Source organism: Actinosynnema sp. NPDC049800, assembly GCF_040656635.1.
Taxonomy (GTDB): Bacteria; Actinomycetota; Actinomycetes; order Mycobacteriales; family Pseudonocardiaceae; genus Actinosynnema.
The window spans coordinates 65,628-86,073 of the sequence record NZ_JBFAMT010000024.1 but is presented as its reverse complement, the minus strand read 5'-3'; the positions used below and the strand labels follow the sequence as shown (position 1 = coordinate 86,073).

The following is a 20,446-nucleotide window of genomic DNA, read 5'->3' as shown; positions in this document are numbered from 1 at the left end:
ACCCGACGGCCGTCGTCGGCCCGCTACGCGCAGCGGAGCACCAGGACCGCGGTCGGCGCGAGTTCCAGCTCGTCCCCGACCCGCAGCTCACGCCCGCTCAACAGGTCCGTGCCGGCCACCGGCGCGGGCACGGTCCGGGCCGCGCCGTGGTTCAGCACGAACAGGTACCGCGTGCCGTCCGGCACGACGCGCTCGGTGACCTCGACGTCCGGCACGTCGCCGAGCGGCCCGATCAACCCGTGCTCGGCCAACGCCGTGCGCACGACGGCGGCCACACCGGCGTCGTCCAGCAACGTCGCCACGTACCAGGCGTGGCCGCGCCCCCGTGCCGCGCGGGTCACGGCGGGCGTGCCCGCGTAGAAGTCCGCCCCGTAGGCGCCGAGCACCTCCGCGTCGTCCGGCACGACCACCTCGAACACGTGCCGGGCCTCGTACTCGGCGCCGAACAGCGTCACCGGGTTCACCACGTCGGGCTGCTGGGCGTCGGTCTCCTCGACCCGCAACCCGAGCAGCGACGCGAACGGCCCCGGCACGTCGGTCAGGAACGCGTTGTCGTCCTCGTCCACCCGACCCGACAGCGCCGTCGTCACGAACGTGCCGCCGCGCTCGACCAGCTCCGCCACCCGCTCCGCGAGATCGCCCTTCACCATGTGCAGCAACGGCGCGACGACCACGTCGTAACCGGAGAGGTCGGCCGTCACCGGCACCACGTCGAGCGGGACGTTCGCCTGCCACAACGCCCGGTGGTAGGCGGTCAGCACGTCCAGGTAGCGCACGTTGCGGTTGGGGCCGTCGGACATCTCGACCGCCCACCAGCTGTCCCAGTCGACGAGCAGCGCGGCGCGCGCCGGCGTGCGGCCGCCCAGCAGCGCGTCACCGACGCGGGCGAACTCGTCGCCCAGTTCGGAGACCTCGCGGAACACCCGCGTGTCCGTGCGGCCCGCGTGGTCGAGCACCGCGCCGTGGTACTTCTCGCACGCGCCCCGCGACTGCCGCAGCTGGAAGTACAGCACCGCGTCCGCGCCGTTGGCGACCGACTGCCACGACCACAGCCGCAGCACGCCGGGGCGCTTGACCGGGTTCACGTCCCGCGAGGCGGTCACCGACGGGGTCTGCTCCATGACCCAGAACGGGTCGCCGTCGCGCAGCCCGCGCATCAACCGGTGCGCCAACGCCATCCGCGCGGCCGTGCGGGCGGGCGACCGGTCCTCCGGCGGGTAGTTGTCCCACGACGCGAAGTCCAGGTGCGGCGCCCACCGGTGGTAGTCGATCGGCTGGTACAGGCCCATCATGTTCGTCGTCACGGGCGTGTCCGGCGAGTACTTGCGGATCGCGGCCTTCTCCGCCAGGAACCCGTCCAGCAGCGCGTCGGACATGAACCGCTTGTAGTCGAGCGTGATGCCCTGGAACGCGGTGTGGTCGGGCCCGCGCCAGTGCTCCGACAGCGCGTTCGGCGGCTCGATCTGCGCCCACTTGGTGAACGTGTGCGACCAGAACGCGGTGTTCCACGCGGCGTTGAGCCGGTCGAGGCTGCCGTAGCGCCGGCGCAGCCACCGGCGGAACGCATCGCCGCAGTTGCCGCACCAGCACGCACCGCCGTACTCGTTGCCGACGTGCCAGGCCACGACCGCCGGGTTGTCCCCGTACCGCTTGGCCAGGCGCTTGGCCAGCGCCACGGCCGCGCGGCGGAAGTCGGAGGACGACGGGCAGGCGTTGTGCCGCTGCCCGTACACGTGCTGCCGCCCCTCGAAGTCGACCCGGCACGCGTCCGGGTACTTCCGCGCCAGCCACGGCGGCATCGCGCCGCTGGGGGTGGCCAGCACGATCCGCATGCCCTCGGCGGTCGCGCGCTCCACGATCGCGTCCAACGTCGAGAAGTCGTAGCCGAACTCGGTGGGCTCGAGGTGGGCCCACGCGAACACGCCCACGGTGACGGTGTTGATGCCGGCGAGCTTGAACGCGGCGTAGTCGTCGTCCCAGACCTCACGGGGCCACTGCTCGGGGTTGTAGTCGCCGCCGTAACCGATCCTCCGGGGCACGATCTGCGGGGTCACGCGGTGAACCTCTCGGTGGCGTCGCGCAGCACCGGTTCGGCGTTGCGCAGCAGGAGCAGGGTGAACGGGGACGCGAGCAGCGCGAGCACCCAGTCGGAGGTGAGCACGACGAGCCCACCGGCCGCGACGAGCAGAGACAACGCGCCGAGCGCGCTCGCCGGCCGTGCGGCCAGGTAGTAGGACGCCAGCCGCGCGGTGTCACGGGTGCGCAGCGACAGCGTGGACGACAGCACCAGCGCCTGGGACGACCAGACCAGCACCGCCACCGCGACCACGATCAGCACCAGGCCGTACCCGGGCGGCACGCCGGCCAGCTCCAGGTTCGCCAGGCTGAAGCCGATCACGGTGAGCACCGCCAGCGCGGGCAGCCACCAGCGCAGCACGTCGAGCCAGTTGAGCCGGTAGCCGCGGCGGAAGTGCCGGGCGGGGGAGAGGTCGCGGTCGGCGAGGAACACCCGCCAGGCGTAGACGGCGGCCGACAGCGCCGGGCCCACGGGCGCGAAGCACAGCCCGATCAGGGGCGCGTTCCCCGCGCTGCGGTCCAGGAACAGCAGCGCGAGGAAACCGGGCGCCGTCGTCAGCACCAGCATGGCCTCGATGACGACGAACCAGTACACGACGGACGCGATGCGCGACAGGATGCCCGCACCGATCTCGGCGGCGGGATCACCCCGTCGTTCGGCCGCCACGGTCACGGCCCCTCGTGCGGCGCCACGAGCCGGTTGTCGGAGGCGCCGAGCAGCCGCCGGTCGTCCAGCCCTTCGTGCTCCTCGGCGCGCACGGGCGTGAGCTCGACGAACGTGACCTCGTGCCGGGCCAGCGCCAGGTCGAGCTCGACCCGCCCGTCCACGACCGCGGCCGACCGGTGCTCCAGGGCGGGCCGCGCGCAGTCGCGCAGCACGTCGAGCGTGCGGAGGTCGGGTGAGCGCGGACGTCCCAGCTCGCGCCACGCGCCGAACGCGTTGCCGTCGTGCTCGTTGACCCGTTCCCGGCGGACGAACGCGCGCGGACCCGTCATCGGGACCGACAGCCGCACCTCGTGCCGCGCGGGCGCGTCCGGACCGTCGGTGCCGCCGACCGGTTGCCAGGCCAGCACGGTGACCCGGCCGTCGTCGGTCGCGCACACCAGGTGGTCCGCGCCGCGCGCCAGCACGTGTGAGCCCATCCGGGCCATGAACGTGTAGAGGTGGTAGGTCGGCTTCGGCACCTGCCGGTGCGTGAGCAGGCCGAAACCGCCGTGGAACAACGAGGTCGGCACGTTCTCCTCCTCGAAGACGTCGCAGAACGTCCAGTAGGAGTAGGAGTCCACCAGGTCCGTGCCTCCGGCGAGCACCGGGGCCAGGTAAGCGGCGTGGTAGGCCGTGTCGTGGATCGGGTTGTCCGGCCGGTAGGAGCTGTTGAACTCGGTGATGTGCACCGGCAGCCCGGCCAGCGCGGTGCCCGCCAGGTGCTTGCGCGGCGCGTCGAACTGGTCCAGCAGCAGTTCCGGGGAGGTCAGCGTCTGGTAGGTGCCGAAGGGCACGTGCTGCGCCGGGCCGGAGGTGTAGGCGTGCCTGCTGACGAAGTCGATCGGCACGTCGCGGCGGGTGACGAACTCGGCGAACGGCTCCCACCACTCGTCCGAGCCGGGCGAGATCGCCGGGCCGCCCACCTGGAGCCCGGCGTCGACGTCCTTGACGGTCCGGGCGGTGAGCTCGTAGAGGCGGAAGTACGCGGCCTGGTCGGCGTCCTTCCAGAAGTTGACCAGGTTCGGCTCGTTCCACACCTCGATCGGCCAGGTGCGCACCTCGGCCAGGCCGTAGCGGTCGATCAGGTGGCGGACGACGGCGCGGACCAGCGCGGCCCACTCGTCCCAGTCGTTCGGCGGGGTGATGTTGCCCTTCCACCAGAACACCGTGTCCTCGCCCGAGGCGAGCGCGGTCGGCATGAACCCCAGTTCGACGAACGGCCGGATGCCCAGCTCCAGGAACCGGTCGAAGACCTGGTCGACGTAGGTGAACGAGTACCGGGTCACCCCGTCGCCGGACCGGCGGTGCACGCCCATGTCGTCGGACAGCAGCCCGTGGCCGCGGATGTAGCGGAAGCCGATGTCGCGCTGCACCCGGGCCAGGGACTCCTGGTAGTCGGCGCGCAGCGCGAGGTTGAGCCGGCCGGTGCCGACGCAGTGGCGCCACGACTCGGACAGGCGGCCGATCGGCTCGCCGGGGACGGTAACGCGGTTCACAACCCCTCCAGGGCCGAACGGCCTGCCGCCCGTGGTGCGGCGGCAGTCGAACACGGACGGGGGCCGGTCACGGCGTCGTGCCGCGACCGGCCCCGCGTGCGATCACCCGTTCTTTTCCTTGTAGCGCTTGTGCGCGCCGTTGACCAGCTCGACGAGGTCGTTCGAGCCCTTGGCCTCCAACTCCTTGACGTAGGCGTCCCACGTGGAGAGGTCGCGCTGGCCGAGGATGAACTGCAGCGTCGACTGCGTGACGAAGTCCTTGAGCGGGCTCTCCAGCAGTGCGGCGCGCTCGCGCTCGTCCTCGTTCAGCGGCGCGGGCGGCGGCAGCGCCTCGACCTTCTTGTCGGCCATCGTCTTCTGGAAGGCGACCTCCTCCTCGGTGAACATCGACTGCAGCAGCTCGGTGGAGCCGCCGTAGTAGAAGACACCGCCCTGGAAGCCGAAGTCGCGCTGGAGGTTCTTCGGCGCGCCGACGTTCATGCCGCCGAACGCCACCTCGGGCTTGAGCGTCCGCTTGCCGGAGGCGTCCTTGTCGTAGGTCGTGCCGTTCACGCCCCACTTGGTGAACTCCAGCGCCTCGTCGGAGTACCAGAGCCAGTCGATGAACTGCATCGTCGCCACGAACTTGTCGCTCTCGACCGCCTTCGCCGACACCATCAGGCCGTTCTCCAGGCGCGTGCCGCGGATGACGTTGCCCTTGGGCCCGGCGGGCAGCGGGATCTTCGCCACGGTCGCGCCGGGGATCTTGGAGACGTTCGGCCGGTAGTCGTTGATGATGTTCTGCGCGTTGCTGCTGATCGCGAACGACTTGCCGCTGGCGAACTTCTGGATCGCCGCGTCGTCCTTCTGCGTGAAGCTCTCCGGGTCCATCAGACCTTCGGCGACGAGCTTGTGGAAGAACTCGATCAGCTGCTTGTACTCCGGGGTCGCGCCGGTCAGCTCGTACTTCTGCGCGGACTCGTTCCAGATCGTGTTCTTGACGTAGCCCCAACCGGCCTGCGTGCCGAAGGTCTGGCCGGCGTAGTTGAGGATCGACTTGGCCTCGAAGCGGTCCGACAGCGGGTAGCTGTCCGGGTTCGCGGCCTTGATCGCCTTGAGGACGGTGTAGACCTCGTCCCAGTCCTTCGGCGCCTGCAGGTTCAGCCGCTTGAGCTCGTCGGTGCGGAACGCCAGCGTGTAGTCCTGCCACACCTTCTCGTGCATGCCGGGCAGCAGGTAGAACTTGCCGTCCTCCTGGCGCAGCGTGTTCAGCTCAGGCTGGAGCTTCCACCTCTCGACCTTGTCCTTGAAGTGCGGCATCAGGTCGATGTAGTCGCTCACCGGGAGGATCGCGCCGGAGGAGACGAACTGCTCCTCCTGACCCGGGTAGGTCTTGGAGATGATCGTCGGGGCGTCACCCGAGCTGATCAGCAGACCGCGCTTCTGGTCGTAGTCGCTGTAGGGCACGACCGTCGGCTTGATCGTGACGTTGGTCCGCTGGGTGATCTCCTTCCACAGCAGCCAGTCGTCCTTGATCGGGTAGTGCGACTGGTCGAGGTAGAGCAGGCTCACGTCGACCGGCTCGGTGGCCTTGAACTGCGCGCCTGCCTTGTAGTCGGCCATTGACGCGGTCTTCTTGCCGTCGAGGTTGACGCCACCGCCCGCGTCCCCGCCCTCCTCGCTGCACGCGGCCATGCTGATCACGAGGCTGCCGGCGACGGCAGTCAGAAGCGTTCGCTTCCATTTGGTTCGCATCGTGCTGTCTCCTCAGGTGGTTGACGCCGTCGTCAACTGGAGCGGATGCGCTACTGCTTGACCGCGCCGAGCATCACGCCCGACACGAAATAGCGCTGGATGAAGGGGTAAACGGCGACGATGGGCAGCACGGTCAGCACCATCGTCACGGCCTTGATGTTCGCGGAGATGGCCACCGCGTTGGTCTCGACCGCGCCGACCGACGTCGCCGAGGTGGCGCCGGCGATCATGTTCCGCAGGTACACCGTGACCGGGAACAGCTCCGAGCGGTCGAGGTAGAGGAAGGCCTGGAACCACGAGTTCCAGTTCGCCACCGCGTAGAAGAGGATCATCGTGGCGAGCACGGCCTTCGACAGCGGCAGCACGATCCGCAGCAGGATGCCGTAGGTGTTCAGGCCGTCGATCGCGGCGGCCTCCTCCAGTTCCGTCGGCAGGCTCTCGAAGAACGCCTTCATCACCAGCAGGTTGAACACGCTGATCGCGTTGGGCAGCACGATCGCCCAGATCGTGTTGGTCATCCCGAGCCCGTTGACCAGCACGTAGTTCGGGATCAGGCCGCCGTTGAAGAACATCGTGAACACCGCGATGCCGACCAGCAGGCCACGGCCCTTGAGCCGGTGCTTCGACAGCACGTAGGCGTAGATCGTGGTGAGCACGATCGAGATCGCGGTGGCCGTCACGGTGTAGACGACGGTGTTGAGGTAGCTGTTCCAGAACGCCGGGTCGGACGCGACGAGCTTGTAGGTGTCGAGGTTGAAACCGCGCGGCACCAGGTTGACCTGGCCGGTGCGGATGTAGACCTCGCTGCTGAACGACTGCGCCACGATGTTGACGAACGGGTACAGCGTCACCGCGACCACGCCGAGCAGCAGCACGACGTTGACGACGCGGAACACCCGGTAGCCGGGCGAGTCGTCCAGCGAGGTGCGGCGGGGCCCGGAGGGCTTGTCCAGCCGGTCGGCCAGGCGCGTCGGGTCGGTGGTCACCACAGGCTCGTCCCCACTGCTCGGCGCGAGATCGCGTTGGCGGACAGGATCAGGGTCAGGCCGATGATCGACTCGAACAGGCCGATCGCGGCGGCGTAGCTGAAGTTGTTGGACACCAGGCCGACCCGGTAGAGGTAGGTCGACACGACGTCCGCGGTGGGATAGGTCAGCGGGTTGTACAGCAGCAGGACCTTCTCGAACCCGACCGCCATGAACGTGCCGATGTTGAGGATCAGCAGCGTGATCATCGTGGGCCGGATGCCGGGCAGCGTCACGTGCCAGGTCTGCTGCCAGCGGTTGGCGCCGTCGATCCGGGCCGCCTCGTAGAGCTGCGAGTCGATCGTGGTCAGCGCGGCCAGGTAGAGGATCGTGCCCCAGCCGACGGTCTGCCAGACCTCCGAGGAGACGTAGATCGTGCGGAACCAGCTCGGGTCCTGGATGAAGGAGACCGCGTCGCCGCCGAACGCGCGGACGATCTGGTTGACCGTGCCCTCCAAGGACACCAGCTGCATGACCATGCCGGCCACGATCACGATCGACAGGAAGTGCGGCAGGTAGGACACCGTCTGCACGAACCGCTTGAAGTACCGCGAGCGGACCTCGTTGAGCAGCAGCGCCAGCACGATCGGCAGCGGGAACGCGAACAGCAGCGACAGCGCGCCGAGCACCATCGTGTTGCCGAAGACCTCCCAGAAGTTCGGGTCGTTGATGAACATCTTGACGTAGCGCAGGCCGACCCACGTCTCGCCGTAGATGCTGCCGCCCGGCACGAACTTGCGGAACGCGATCACGTTGCCGAGCATCGGCGCGTAGCGGAAGACCAGGAAGAACAGCAGCGGGACGCTGACGAGCGTGTAGAGCTGCCAGTCCCGCTTCCAGGCCTTGCGCCACGTGGTCTTGTACCGGGACGTCCTGGGCGGTTTGGGGGGCTTCTTCGGCGTCGCCTCGGCCGCCGGTTCGCTGATCTGGGTGGTCAAGCTCGTTCCACCTCCTCGTGGGTGACCGACACGGCGGTGAGCCAACACCGGGTGTGGTCGACTTCGCGCAGCGGGCCGACGAGCCTGAGGTCCACCGCTTCGTGCACGTCCGCGCTAGACCGGGACACGCGCAGCTGCACCGCGCCCGGTTCCACCACGCGCCTGCCGTCCCGGCCGGTGAACGACGTGACGTCGGCCGGCACGCGGAACGTGACGCGTGCCGACGCGCCACCGTCCAGCTCCACCCGCGCGTAGCCGATGAGCCGCACGACCGGGCGGGTCACCTGCGCGACGGGGTCGTGCAGGTACAGCTGCACCACGTCCGCGCCGGAACGCGTGCCGGGGTTGCGCACGTCCAGCTCGACCTCGACCTCGCCGTCGGTGGTCCACGGCCCGTCGCCGGGCACCAGGCGCACGGGCGACCAGGTGAACGCGTCGTAGCCGAGGCCGTGGCCGAACGGGAAGGCGTGCGTCGGGTCGACGTTGGACACCTCGGTGCGCCGGCCGAGCGGCGCCGACAGGTAGGTGCCGGGCTGGCCGGACGGGTCGTTCGGGATGCCGACGGGCAGCCGGCCGGACGGCGCGACCACGCCGGTCAGCACGTCCGCGAGCGCCCGCCCGCCGAGCTGCCCGGGGAAGAAGGCCTGCACGACCGCCGCCGCGCCCTCGGCCAGGTCGCCGATCGCGTACGGCCGTCCGGTGATCAGCAGCAGCACGACCGGCGTGCCGGTGGCGAGGACGGCGCGGACCAGGTCCGTCTGCGCGCCGGGCAGCCTCAGGTCGGTCGCGTCGCACCCCTCGCCCGACGTGCCGCGCCCGAACAGGCCCGCCCGGTCGCCGACGGCGACCACGCACACGTCCGCGTCCCGCGCCGCGGCCACCGCGGCCGCGATGTCGTCGGCGTCGGGCTCGGCGGAGACCTCGCAGCCCTTCGCGTGGGCGATCTCGCCGCCCAGCGCGTCGCGCAGCGAGGAGAGCACGGTCGGGATCTCCAGGCCGAGCCCGGCGTCCGGGTGGTGCACGCCGATGTGCGCGGGGAACGAGTAGCAGCCGAGCATCGCCATCGGGTCGTCGGCCAGCGGGCCGACCACCGCGAGCCGGACGTCCGGCCGCAGCGGCAGGACGCCGTCGTTGGCCAGCAGCACCACGGACTCGCGGGCCAGGCGGAGCGCGACGTCCTGCGCCTCGGGGGAGTCGAGCCGCAGGTCGTCGACGTGCTCCGGCAGCGGCGACCAGTCCGGGTCGAGCAGGCCGAGCTCGACCTTCTGGCGCAGCACCCGGCGCAACGCCCGGTCCACCAGGGCCTCGTCCACGTCGCCGCGCTCGACCGCCTCGCGCAACGGCGTGCCGTAGCAGCGCACGGTCGGCAGCTCGACGTCCACCCCGGCGGCGAGGGCCAGCGCGGCGGCGTGCGCCTCGTCCTCGGCCACGCCGTGCAGGGTCTGCAGGAACTTGATCGCGAAGTAGTCGGCGACCACCGTGCCGTCGAAGCCCCAGGTGTCGCGCAGCAGCGTGGTGAGCAGTCCGGCGTCGGCCGCGGACGGCAGGCCGTCGATCTCGGTGTAGGACTGCATGACCGACCGCACGCCGCCGTCGCGCACGGCCATCTCGAACGGCGGCAGGACCACGTCGGCGAACTCGCGCGGGCCGATGGCCACGGGCGCGAGGTTGCGCCCGGCGCGGGAGGCGGAGTAGCCGGCGAAGTGCTTGAGCGTGGCCACGATCCCCGACTGTTCCAGGCCGCGCACGTACGCCGTGGCGACCGTGCCCACGAGGTACGGGTCCTCGCCGATGGTCTCTTCGGTGCGGCCCCAGCGGTAGTCGCGGGTGACGTCCAGGACCGGCGCCAACCCCTGGTGCACGCCGGCCGCGCGCATCGAGGCGCCGATCAGGCCGGACATCTCGGCCACCAGGTCGGGGTCGAACGACGCGCCCCAGGCCGGCGGCGCGGGGTAGGCGGTCGCCTGCCAGGCGGCGAAGCCGGTGAGGCACTCCTCGTGCACCAGCGCCGGGATGCCGAACCGGTTGGCCTCGGCCACCTGCCGCTGCGACGCGGCCAGCGAGCGGGCGCCCGCCACCGGGTCGACCGGCCGGGTGCCGAACGGGCGGGTGAGCTGGCCGAGGCCGTGCGCGATGACGTCCGCCCAGACCACCGGCTCGCTGGTCATGTCGTGCTGGTGCGGTGCGACGCCGGCGCCGGAGGGGTCCGCGCCGACCCAGACGCCGACGAGCTGGGCCAGCTTCTCGTCGAGCGTCATCGCGTCGACCAGCGCGTCCACCCGTTCGGCGACCGGCCGGGAGGTGTCCCGCCACGTCGCGCTCGGCCGGTCGGCGGCAGTCGGGACGACGTCGCCTGCCGGCGTCGTCGCGACTTCCGTCGTCCTGTTCATCATCGACCAGGTACCCCCGCTCACGTCTTCGTGAAGACCGAAACTATCGATGTACTTTCCGACACGCCGATCTGGTGGGGAGACCGTAGGAGGATCTACTCAAGACGTCAACAGTCCGTGTCCTTCCTGTGTCTTCGCAGTTCACAGGTATGAACAGGGGCGAAAATCCGCCGGTTTACTGGACCGATCACGTCAAAGATGTACGCCGATAGCTGTCATGCTGGTGATCGGAAGGTCGAACCTTTACGCTCGGCCGTCGAAACTTTAGATCCGGTGCGGTGCGCGGACCGCGACGCGGACAGGGGGCAGCATGAGTTCGTCGACCGAGCGGGAGGCCGCCGGCGCCGTGCCGGAGAAGACGGTGAAGGGCGCGGCGTCGATCTCGTCCATCGCGGCCGAGGCGGGGGTGTCCATCCCGACCGTCTCGAAGGTCCTCAACGGACGGCCCGACGTCGCACCGGACACGCGTGCCCGCGTGGAGAGCATCATCGAACAGCACCGGTACCGACGACGACGAGCGCGCCAGTCGTCCCGGCCCGCGCTCATCGACCTGGTGTTCCACGAGATGCACTCGGCGTGGTCGACCGAGATCATCCGCGGCGTGGAGCTGGCCGCGGCGAACGAGCGCGCCGCCGTGGTGCTGTCCGAGCTCGGCGGCGAGCACCGGCCGCGCCGCGAGTGGTTCGACGACCTGCTGGCCCGCCGTCCGCTCGGCGTGATCCTGGTGCTGGCGGGGCTGGACGACGAGCAGCGCCGCCAGCTCGCCACGCGCAACATCCCGTTCGTGTTCGTGGACACCGCGGGCGAGCCGCCGCCCGGTGTGCCGACGGTGGGTTCGGCGAACTGGGCGGGCGGCCTGGCCGCGACCCGGCACCTGCTCGGGCTCGGCCACCGCCGGATCGCGGTCATCTCGGGGCCGACGACCATGCTGTGCAGCCGGGCCCGGGTCGACGGGTACCGCAGCGCGCTGGAGGACGCGGACGTCGTCGTGGACCCGGATTTCGTGCGGTACGGCGACTTCTACGTCCAGGGCGGGTACGGGCACGGCATGGAGCTGCTGAGCAGGCCCGACCCGCCGACCGCGATCTTCGCGGGCTCCGACTTCCAGGCGCTGGGCGTGATGCGGGCGGCGCGGGAGCTCGGGCTGTCGGTGCCGGACGACCTGTCGATCGTCGGTTACGACGACCTCTCGGTGACCGAGTGGATAGGGCCTCCGCTGACCACCGTGCGGCAGCCGTTGCGCGAGATGGCGACCACGGCCGCGCACATGGTGTTCAGCCTGGCGCGCGGCGAGCGTCCGCCGAACGAGCGCATAGACCTCGCCACGGAACTCGTGGTGCGGGAGAGCACCTGCCCGCCGCGGGCCCGCTGACCACCGACGTCGGCCGGCCGAGGTTCGCGGCCGGCCGTGAAGGCGCGTGGACCGCGTCCGCCGTCACCCGGTGCCGGACCGGCCCGCGCCGTCCGGCGCCTCGGCCTGCCCGTCCGCTTGGCCGAGGGTCTCCAGCAGCCGCGCCCGGGCCGCCTCCAGCCGGGCGGCGTAGTCCGGTGCGAAGACCTCGACCAGCGAGGTCTCCAACGTCCCGGCGATCCGGTGCAGCGGCGACCAGACCGCGCGGTCCTGGTTCACCAACCCGTCGAACGCCGCCGTGCCCATCATCGTGTCCAGCCAGTCCGACAAGACCAGCGCCTCGTCACGGCTCAGCCTGATCGTGAACTCGTCCTCCGTCACCGCACGGACGTTATCCCGGATCGAGGCGACATCCGTGCTCGGAGCGGTCAGCGCAGTGGCGTGTGCGCCGGGTCGACCCGTTCGCCGTCGCGGACGGGTCCCGGCGGCGTGCCGTCGCCGAAGGGCCGCCCGCCGAGCGCTTCGCGGCCGTGCGGCGTGACCCAGCCGGACAGGTCCGGCCCGGCGGGCACGATCCCGCTCGGGTTGATGTCCTTGTGCACGACGTAGTAGTGCTGCTTGATCTGGGCGAAGTCGATCGTGTCGCCGAAGCCGGGCGTCTGGAACAGGTCGCGGGCGTAGGCCCACAGCACCGGCATCTCGGCCAGCTTGTTCCGGTTGCACTTGAAGTGGCCGTGGTAGACGGGGTCGAAGCGCGCCAGCGTGGTGAACAGGCGGACGTCGGCTTCGGTGATCGTGTCGCCGACGAGGTAGCGCCGGTCGCGCAGCCGGTCCTCCAGCCAGTCCAGGGCGTTCCACAGGCGGGTGTAGGCCTCGTCGTAGGCCTCCTGGGTGCCCGCGAACCCGCACCGGTAGACGCCGTTGTTGACCTCGGTGAAGACGCGCTCGTTGACCGCTTCGATCTCGTCGCGGTGGCGCTGGGGCAGCAGGTCCGGCGCACCGTCGCGGTGGTGCTCGCGCCACTCGGTGGACAGGTCGAGCGTGATCTGCGGGAAGTCGTTGGTCACCACCGCGCCGGTCGTCGTGTCGACGATGGCCGGCACCGTGATCCCGCGCGGATACTCGGGGTCCCGCTTGAAGTACGCCTCCTGCAACCGCTCGATCCCCAGCACGGGATCCCGTCCACCGGGATCGAGGTCGAACGTCCACGACCGCTCGTCGTGCGTGGGCCCGGGCGTCCCCAGTGAGAGCGCGTCCTCCAACCCCAACAACCGCCGCACGATGATCGACCGGTTCGCCCAGGGACAAGCCCGAGCCGCCACCAACCGGTAGCGCCCACCGACGACCGGAAACCCGTCCCGCCCGTCCGCCGTGATCCGGGTCGTGATGTACCGCGTGTCGCGGGTGTACTCCTTTCCCTTGACGGAGTACGTCCCACCTCGCCGGTGCTCGGGATTCCCGCCGGTCGCCGAAGTATCGCTCACCTTCCCGAGCCTACGTCCCCACCGCGCCCCCGTCTTGTCACGCGGGGTGGACCGTGAGGGTGGTCAGGGAGGCTTGGCCCGGATGCCAGTCGGCGGTCGCCACGGCGACGTACCTGGCCGTGGTGTCGAACGTCAGGTGGGCGCGGTGGTGGCGGGGGATCGGGGTCGGTTCGGCGTACGTACGGCCGTCGGTGCTCGTGGAGATGGTGCAGGCGGGGACTTGGCCGGCGGTCCAGGTCAGGGCGACGCCGGTGATCGGGTGGAGCGCTCCGAGGTCGACCACCATCCGGCCCGCCGGTCCCGGTGTCCAGGCCGTGTCCGGGTCGTCGTCCACGGCGGCGGACGGGTCCGACATGCCCGGTGGCAGGGGAGAGGTGGGGTAGGTGGTCCGGCCCAGCGCGAGGTCGGTGAGGGGGTAAGGGCGGGCGTGCGGGATGGTCACGTCACGCCGCACGCGTGGGGGCAGGGTGATCGGGACGCGGTGGCCCTCGGCGGACACCAGGGTCAGCCGGGCGACCCGGCCGGAGCCGGTCAGGGTGAGCTGGGCGCCGTTGTGCACGACCGCAGTCACGCCGATCGGCACGTCGCCTTCCAGGGTGAACCGGGGCGGTTCGACTCGGGCGGTCGCGGGGGCCAGGTGCAGGTCGTAGTCGGTGCCCGTCGCGGTCACGACCTGGTGGCCGACGTAGAGGCGCAGCGCGCCGAGGTCTTGGCGGAGGGACACCTTGCCGGCGGCCGGCGCGTCGGAGAGGTTGAACAGGCTCAGGTAGCCGTCGGCCGCACTGGCGCGGACGGTGGCGGGGGAGCAGACCGGTGCACCCGCCGCGGCCGCCGCGGGCAGGTCGGGCGGTCGGACGTAGCCCTCGACCACCATGCCGGCGGCCGGCCCGTCGGACAGCACCACGGTGTCACCGGTGACCGTGATCGGGTTCGGCGACCCGTGCACGACGAAACCCGCGCGCCCGTCCACGTCCAGCCAGCCGCCCGTGCTGCGCAGGTCCGGCCTCGGGTACTCCGCCACCGTCGACCACGTCACGCCGTCCGCTGACGCCTCCACCCGGTACGCCCGCCCGGCCGCCGCCTCCCAGTACAGCCGCACCCGGTCCACCGCCACCTGGCCGCCGAGGTCCACCGCGAGCCGGCTGTCGGCCCGACCCCGCTCCGCCCGCGACACCGCCCACCGCGTGGTGTGGCTGCCGTCCGTGGCCGACCCGGGCTCACGGCCGGTGTCCCAGGACGATGCCGTCGTGGCCCGGCCGCGCGCCAGGTCCGGCCCCTCCCCGGCCCGCACCTCCAGCGTGAACAGCGAGTACCCGTAGGTCGGATGGGGCGAGACGCCGACCACGCGCACGTGCCGCGCGGTCACCGGGCCGAACACCAGGTCGTCCACCCGCGCGACGCCGGCGACGCGGGAGTCCGCGGACGCCACGGTGACGGCACCCTCGGCCGCCCGGTACGTGCGGGAACCGTCGAGCCCCGGCACGCCCGGCATGGTCAGGTTGTGCACGTCCACCCGACCCTCGCCGGCCGCCAGGCCCGACGTCGCGTAGACGACCGTGCCGGTGGGCAGGGTCGCGGCGCCGACGTGACCACCGGCGAACGCCAGCAGGCTCGCCGTGCCGTCGAACCCGTCGCGAACCCGTTGGTACACCACGACCGAACGCCCGCGGACGGCCGACGACGTCGACGGCACGAGCATGGGCGTGTCGCCGCTGACCACGAACAGCCAGTCGTCGTGCCCCGGCTGCCAGGCGACCTTGACGTACCCGGCCTTGGTGACCGTCCCAGCCCACGCGCGGGCCGCCTGGTGCGCCACCAGACCGGGCCCGACGCCGTAGTCCGCGACGCCGGCCGCCGCGGCGAAGAACTCCTCCTCCGACACCGGCTCCACCACCGGCCCGGTGCGACCGCGCCACTCGTGCAGCAGGTAGCTGATCGCCAGCTCCGCCCGCGCCTCCGGCTCGTACTTCGCCTCACCGGAGAACTTCGCCAGCCGGTGCACCGGCGGGTAGGCCTGGTACGCGACCAGCCGTGACGCCAGCGCCGCCTCCGCGCGGGCCGCCAGCCGGTCGCCCAGCACCTGCGAGCGGAACGCCAGCGGGATCACGTCACGGCCGTAGAGGTGTTCCCGGTCGTCGACCATCGGCATCAGCGGCTCGCCCGCGTCGCTCATCGTGGCCAGGATCGTGCGCCACAGCCGCTCGCCGTTGGGCTGCGCGGTCAGCACCTCCGGCAGCGGCGTGCCGGCCAGCAGGAAGTGCACCGCGTTGCGGCCGGACGTGCGCCACAGCTCTTCCTGGTAGTGCGGCCCGTACGAGCCGTGGTTCTCCACGATGAACGTGTCGTGCGCGTTCGCGGCGGTGTTCGCCGAGACCGGCACGCCGTCCACCACCGACGGGTTGGCCAGGTCGGCGGCCGGCAACCCGGCCTCGTTGCGGCTCCACCGGCCGAACGCCTCACGCCACGCGCCGGCGCCCGGGTCGTCGGCCGCCCACGCGAGCCCCGGTGCGAGGGCCTGCGTGTAGACGCCCATCTCCTCGAGCTTCGTGTCACCCCGGTACCCGCCGGTGAGCCCGTTGGGCGTCCACCCGCCCGAACGCGGGTCGTTCCCCGTGCCGAGCGCGGCCGTGTACGCCGCCTGACCACGCGCGATCACGTCGACGGCGGCACGCGTCGCCGGGTCGAGGTCGGCCCACAGCAGGCGTGCGGCGAGCACGAAGTAGGACTGGAACGTGGTGTCCCAGAACAACGTCTTGCCCCACTCCGCGCCGCCCGCCAGCACGTTGCTCGCAGCGAAGTGCCGGATCGTGTCCACGGTGTGCGCGTGCAGCACCGACTTCGCCACGCCGGTGAGCTCGGCGTCGTAGTCGCCCCTGGTCAGCAGGACCGCGTTGCCCAGCACGACGGCGAACCCGAAGTCCGTCCGCCGGTACCGGCCCGCCACCGGGTCGTACTGCTGCTCGGCCCACCTCGTGTGGCGCGACAACACCTCGTAGTACACCCGCGCCACCGAATCGACCTCGACCGGGGACTCGGCGAACGCGAGCCGGGGCGCCAGCGTCAACGCGCCGCCGACACCCACCGCCCGCAGCAACTGGCGACGGTTGATCCTCATGCCCGCAATCCCTCTCACGCGCAGGCCAACCGGGCGTCGGCCCAGTCGGCGTGGTCGAAGTTGCGGCCGTCGCCGCCGTCGGTCACGCGGAGTTCGAGCATCCGGACACCGGCGGTGTCCACCGTGATCGGCCGGCCCGGGTCCCCGCCGCGCAGCACGCCGCTGTCGTGCAGCAGCCGGTCGTCGCCGAAGACCTGGAACACCACCGAGCCCGGCGACGTGGTCTCGTCGTCCAGGCCGATCACGGCGGTCAGCGTCCGGCACCCGCCGCCCAGGTAGACCGACAGCGCGGACGGCGCGTGCACGCCGACGCCCTTGCCGTACACGACGCCGCCGATGGTCAACGGGTTGCCGTCACCACCGGCGTTCTCGCCGTTGGACCGGTCCCGCTCGACCGGGCCCCAGCCGTTGCCCTCGCTCATGAACGGCAGGTCGCTCACGTACGGCTCGCCGGTCGGCACGGGCGGCGGCACGAACGCGCGCACCGCCCGCTCCACGTGCACCCGGGCGTGCCCCGGCGCGCGGAACTCCGCGAACACCGGCACGTCCACCGCGCCCACCGGGCTGTCGTCACCCACCCGCACCGTCCACCGACCGGTCAGCGCCTCGCCCGGCCGCAGGGCGCGTCGCTCGACCGGCGCGCCGGTCACGGTCCAGCCCTCGGGCGCCGCCGCCGTCAGCACGACGTCCTCGATCGCGGCCTCGGCCGTGAAGGTGCCCGTGACCTCGAACGTCGACCCCTTCACCGCGTCCACGACCTCGGAAGGAGTGACCGCGAGCGTGGTGGCGGGCACCGGCACGACCGGCCGGTCGCACGTCAGCATCCCCGGCAGGTACGGGCAGATCACCGCCGCGAACCCGCCGTTGCGCGGCACCGCGACCTCCAGCGCCGCGGACGACCGCGCGATCCGGGCGTCCCGCCGCACGTCACCGCGGCCCTCGCCGTCCCGCACCACCTCGACCAGCCACTGCCCGCCGCCCAGGAACCCCAGTGACGCCCGCAGCGTGCGCGGGTCACCGGCCGCCACCGCGCCGACGAACCAGCGGTCGCCGGACCGCCGCGCCACCACCGCGTGATCGGACGGGTCGCCGCCCAGCACGCGGGTCTCGTCCCACACCGTCGGCACCTGGCTCAGGTACCGCAACGCCTCCGGGAACCGCTCGTAGGCCTCCGGCTTGTCGGCGAAGTGCGTCCACCCCGACTCGTACAGCACCGGCAGCGCGACCTCGTGGGCGACCGACGCCTCCTTCGTGCCGACCTCCAGCGACACCGGCGTGTAGTCCATCGACCCGACCGCGTTCCGGGTGAAGAACTGCACCGGGTTGTTCGCCGCCGGCGGGAAGTTCTCCGCGCCGCGCACGGCCTCCATCGTCATCACGTGCGGCCACGTCCGGGCCAGGCCGTGCGGGATGGTCGAGCCGTGGAAGTTCACCATCAGGCGCAGCTCGGCGGTCTTCGCCAGCACCGCGTCGTACCACTGGTAGCGGGCCCGGGAGTCGGACTCCATGAAGTCGAGCTTCACGCCGCGCACACCCCACTGGCGCACCCTGGGCAGCACGGTGTCGCGCTCGGCCTCCGTGTCCAGCGCGGTCCAGTGGAACCACAGCAGCACCTCGACGCCCTTGGCGCGGGCGTACCGGACCAGCTCCGGCACCCACGCGTCGCGCCACCCCTCGTCCACCAGCACGTACTCCCAGCCGTGGCGGGCGGCGAAGTCCACGTACCGCTTCTGCCGCTCGAAGTCGCCGGGGCTTCCGTGCTCGCTCAGCCACGACCACGCGACCTTGCCCGGCCGCACCCACGACGTGTCGGTGAACCTGGCGGGCGAGGCGAGGTCGTCCACCAGGGTCGACTCGCCGACGGTCGCGAGGGAGCCCACGATCGCGGTGCGCCAAGGCGTGCGCGAGACGTCCGCGACCTGCTCGTCCGCGAGCACGACCCGGTAGTCGGGCGACCCGGCGGCGTGCCGCAACCGGCTGCCCGGGTACCGGCCGTCCACATCGGACTCGGTGAGCAGCGCGTAGTCGTCGCCCACCCGGAACAGCGAGGGGTAGCCGTACTCGCCCTCCGCCGCGCCGGCGGCCGTCGTGCGCACGCGGTTGGCCTCGTACCAGGCGTTGTAGGGCAGCAGCCAGGCCGGGGCGTCCGCCGGCAGCCGGAACGACGACGCCTCGCCGGTCACCGTGACGGTGTCCGGCACGACGTACCGGTAGGCCACGCCGTCCGCCGCGACCCGCACCACCAGGTCCAGCCGCGCCCCGCCGGCGCCCGCGAAAGTCAGCACGGTCTCGGTCATCCGGGTCTGCCGCTGCAGCCGCTTGCCGGTGGTCATCGCGTACCGCTCGGTCACGAGCCGGTCCGCGCGGCCGACCGCCCGCAGGTCCCTGGTCAGGTCGGCCTCGCTGGTGCGCAGCCCGATCGGTGACGGTGCCAGCACCGTGCGGCCCTGCCGGGAGACGGCGAACGCCAGCCCGCCGGTGCCGGGGTCGAGGGTCACGTGCGCGGCCACGGCGGCGGAGCCGGGCGCGGTGATCACCCACTCGCCGGGCGCCGCCGACGCGGGCGCGACGGGCACGAGGACCGAACCGAGGACGGCGAAGAGGGCCAAGAGCCGCACCGTGATGACGCGGCGAAGCGATGACATCGTTGTCAACTCCCAATGCTGGTCGCGCCGGATGACTGGGACCGCCATCGTCAGTGCCCGACGAGAGAGCGGTCAAGGTCATCGACCGGACAGGTTTTGTCCTGGTGCGGGCCTTGACACGGGGTGGGGCGGCACGCTGCGGGCGGCCGGCTCTGGCAGGCTGCCGCACAGGCGCCGCAGGGCGCGACGCGGTGGAGGGATGGGGAGACGTGAGCGCTGAAGACCGCCGCTGGACCGATCGCGGTCAGGCCGTCGGGCACGGGGTGACCTGGCTGGCGCGGTGGAGCGCCCGCTTGGCGCTGGTCGCGATCGGCTTCTGGCTGCTGTGGACGCTGATCGGCAGGCTGTGGGTCGTGGTGATGCCGGTCCTGCTCGGCCTGCTGATCACCACCGTGCTGTGGCCGCCCGCCCGCTGGCTGCGCTCGCGCGGTGTGCCCGCCGCGCTGGCCGCCACGATCGTGCTGCTCGCCGGGCTGATCGTGCTCGGCGGCGTGGTGGCCCTGATCACGACGTCGATCGCGTCCGGCGTGCCCGAGATCGCCGACAGCGCGACCCGCGCCCTGCAACAGGCCCTCGACTGGGCGGCCGGCCCGCCGCTCAACATCGGCGAGGGCCAGCTCGACCAGTTGCTGCAACAGGGCATCGACCAGTTGCGGTCCAGCGTCGGGTCGATCGCGAACAGCCTGCTCACCGGGGTCGGCACGGTGACCTCCGGCCTGGTCACCGGCATCGTCGCGCTGCTGCTGGCGTTCCTGTTCGTCAAGGACGGGCCGCGGTTCACGCCGTGGCTGCGCGGCGTGATCGGCGAGCGCGCCGGCGGGCACGTGACCGTCGTGCTGGAGCGGGTCTGGACGACGTTGGGCGACTTCATCCGCACCCAGGCGGTGGTGAGCCTGGTGGACGCGGTGCTGATCGGCCTCGGCCTCGTGGTGCTCGGCGTGCCGCTGGCCGTGCCGCTGGCGGCGTTGACGTTCCTCGGCGGGTTCGTGCCGATCGTCGGCGCGTTCATCGCGGGCGCCCTGGCCGTCCTGGTCGCGTTGGTCAGCAACGGCCCGACGACCGCGCTGATCATGCTGGTCATCGTGGTGGTGGTGCAGCAGGTGGAGGGCAACGTGCTCCAGCCGGTGCTCCAGTCGCGGAGCCTGCGCCTGCACGCGGCCGTCGTGCTGCTGGCCGTCACGGCGGGCAGCACCCTCTACGGCATCGCGGGCGCGTTCCTCGCCGTGCCGGTCGTGGCCGCCGTGGCGGTCGTGCTGCGCTACCTGGGCGAGGTCATCGACCGGGGTTCCGCGCCGCCGCCCGCCGTCCCGGACCGACCGGACGAACAGGACCGCGAACAGGACCGCGTGCCGGACGCGGAGCCGCCACGATCCTGAACGCACGGCCCGCTGCGGCACGCCGCAGCGGGCCGGCCTCCCTCCGTCGGCCGAGTGGGTGGTGTTCCGCCGCGGTGAGGTCCGGGTCGGACGCGTCGCCGTTCGCGATC

General features: G+C 71.8%; 13 protein-coding genes. 2 read left to right on the top strand and 11 right to left on the bottom strand.

Features of this window, described 5'->3' with window-relative positions; translation table 11 throughout:
• Positions 1–23 precede the first annotated feature (23 nt).
• The 7 genes from AB0I91_RS25300 to AB0I91_RS25270 form a co-directional block, all read right to left on the bottom strand.
• Positions 24–2,054 carry a beta-galactosidase gene (locus tag AB0I91_RS25300; RefSeq protein WP_498780230.1) on the bottom strand — a complete coding sequence of 677 codons (2,031 nt, stop codon included), beginning with the start codon at positions 2,052–2,054 and terminating at the stop codon, positions 24–26.
• Positions 2,051–2,749, bottom strand: coding sequence for a DUF624 domain-containing protein (locus AB0I91_RS25295; protein WP_499617977.1), 699 nt, complete (start codon positions 2,747–2,749; stop codon positions 2,051–2,053). The genes AB0I91_RS25300 and AB0I91_RS25295 overlap by 4 nt, the downstream gene beginning before the upstream one ends.
• Positions 2,746–4,278 carry a GH39 family glycosyl hydrolase gene (locus AB0I91_RS25290; RefSeq protein ID WP_498780227.1) on the bottom strand — a complete coding sequence of 511 codons (1,533 nt, stop codon included), beginning with the start codon at positions 4,276–4,278 and terminating at the stop codon, positions 2,746–2,748. The genes AB0I91_RS25295 and AB0I91_RS25290 overlap by 4 nt, the downstream gene beginning before the upstream one ends.
• 102 nt (positions 4,279–4,380) lie before the next feature.
• Positions 4,381–6,012 (bottom strand): ABC transporter substrate-binding protein, encoded by a 1,632-nt coding sequence (locus tag AB0I91_RS25285; RefSeq protein ID WP_499617751.1) that lies wholly within the window; start codon positions 6,010–6,012, stop codon positions 4,381–4,383.
• A gap of 50 nt (positions 6,013–6,062) precedes the next feature.
• Complete coding sequence (locus AB0I91_RS25280; protein ID WP_498780224.1) at positions 6,063–6,998, bottom strand: carbohydrate ABC transporter permease; 936 nt, start codon at positions 6,996–6,998, stop codon at positions 6,063–6,065.
• Positions 6,995–7,975, bottom strand: coding sequence for an ABC transporter permease (locus AB0I91_RS25275; RefSeq protein ID WP_499639137.1), 981 nt, complete (start codon positions 7,973–7,975; stop codon positions 6,995–6,997). Before AB0I91_RS25275 ends, AB0I91_RS25280 begins: the two co-directional genes overlap by 4 nt.
• Positions 7,972–10,365: a beta-xylosidase/alpha-l-arabinosidase gene (locus AB0I91_RS25270; protein WP_499617749.1), complete on the bottom strand. Its 2,394-nt coding sequence runs from the start codon at positions 10,363–10,365 to the stop codon at positions 7,972–7,974. Before AB0I91_RS25270 ends, AB0I91_RS25275 begins: the two co-directional genes overlap by 4 nt.
• A gap of 310 nt (positions 10,366–10,675) precedes the next feature.
• Here AB0I91_RS25270 and AB0I91_RS25265 point away from each other — a divergent pair, with 310 nt between their 5' ends.
• The gene (locus AB0I91_RS25265; protein ID WP_498780219.1) at positions 10,676–11,737 is read left to right on the top strand and encodes a LacI family DNA-binding transcriptional regulator; all 1,062 of its coding nucleotides are present in this window, start codon (positions 10,676–10,678) and stop codon (positions 11,735–11,737) included.
• A 63-nt stretch (positions 11,738–11,800) separates the two neighbouring features.
• On the opposite strand, the gene AB0I91_RS25260 is transcribed toward AB0I91_RS25265, so the two are convergent.
• The 4 genes from AB0I91_RS25260 to AB0I91_RS25245 all read right to left on the bottom strand — a co-directional run bounded on the left by AB0I91_RS25260 (position 11,801) and on the right by AB0I91_RS25245 (position 18,960).
• On the bottom strand, positions 11,801–12,097 hold the full coding sequence (locus AB0I91_RS25260) for a hypothetical protein (protein WP_498780217.1): 297 nt from the start codon (positions 12,095–12,097) through the stop codon (positions 11,801–11,803).
• Between the two features lie 47 nt (positions 12,098–12,144).
• Positions 12,145–13,104, bottom strand: coding sequence for a glutathione S-transferase family protein (locus tag AB0I91_RS25255; protein ID WP_499617752.1), 960 nt, complete (start codon positions 13,102–13,104; stop codon positions 12,145–12,147).
• Between the two features lie 133 nt (positions 13,105–13,237).
• A complete protein-coding gene (locus AB0I91_RS25250; RefSeq protein ID WP_499639135.1) occupies positions 13,238–16,315 on the bottom strand; it encodes a discoidin domain-containing protein in 3,078 nt (1,025 codons plus the stop codon).
• 14 nt (positions 16,316–16,329) lie between these two features.
• Entirely contained in the window at positions 16,330–18,960 is a 2,631-nt protein-coding gene (locus AB0I91_RS25245) for an NPCBM/NEW2 domain-containing protein (protein ID WP_498780213.1), read from the bottom strand.
• Positions 18,961–19,169: 209 nt separating this feature from the next.
• Here AB0I91_RS25245 and AB0I91_RS25240 point away from each other — a divergent pair, with 209 nt between their 5' ends.
• The gene (locus AB0I91_RS25240) at positions 19,170–20,336 is read left to right on the top strand and encodes an AI-2E family transporter (protein ID WP_498780211.1); all 1,167 of its coding nucleotides are present in this window, start codon (positions 19,170–19,172) and stop codon (positions 20,334–20,336) included.
• Positions 20,337–20,446: the final 110 nt, after the last annotated feature.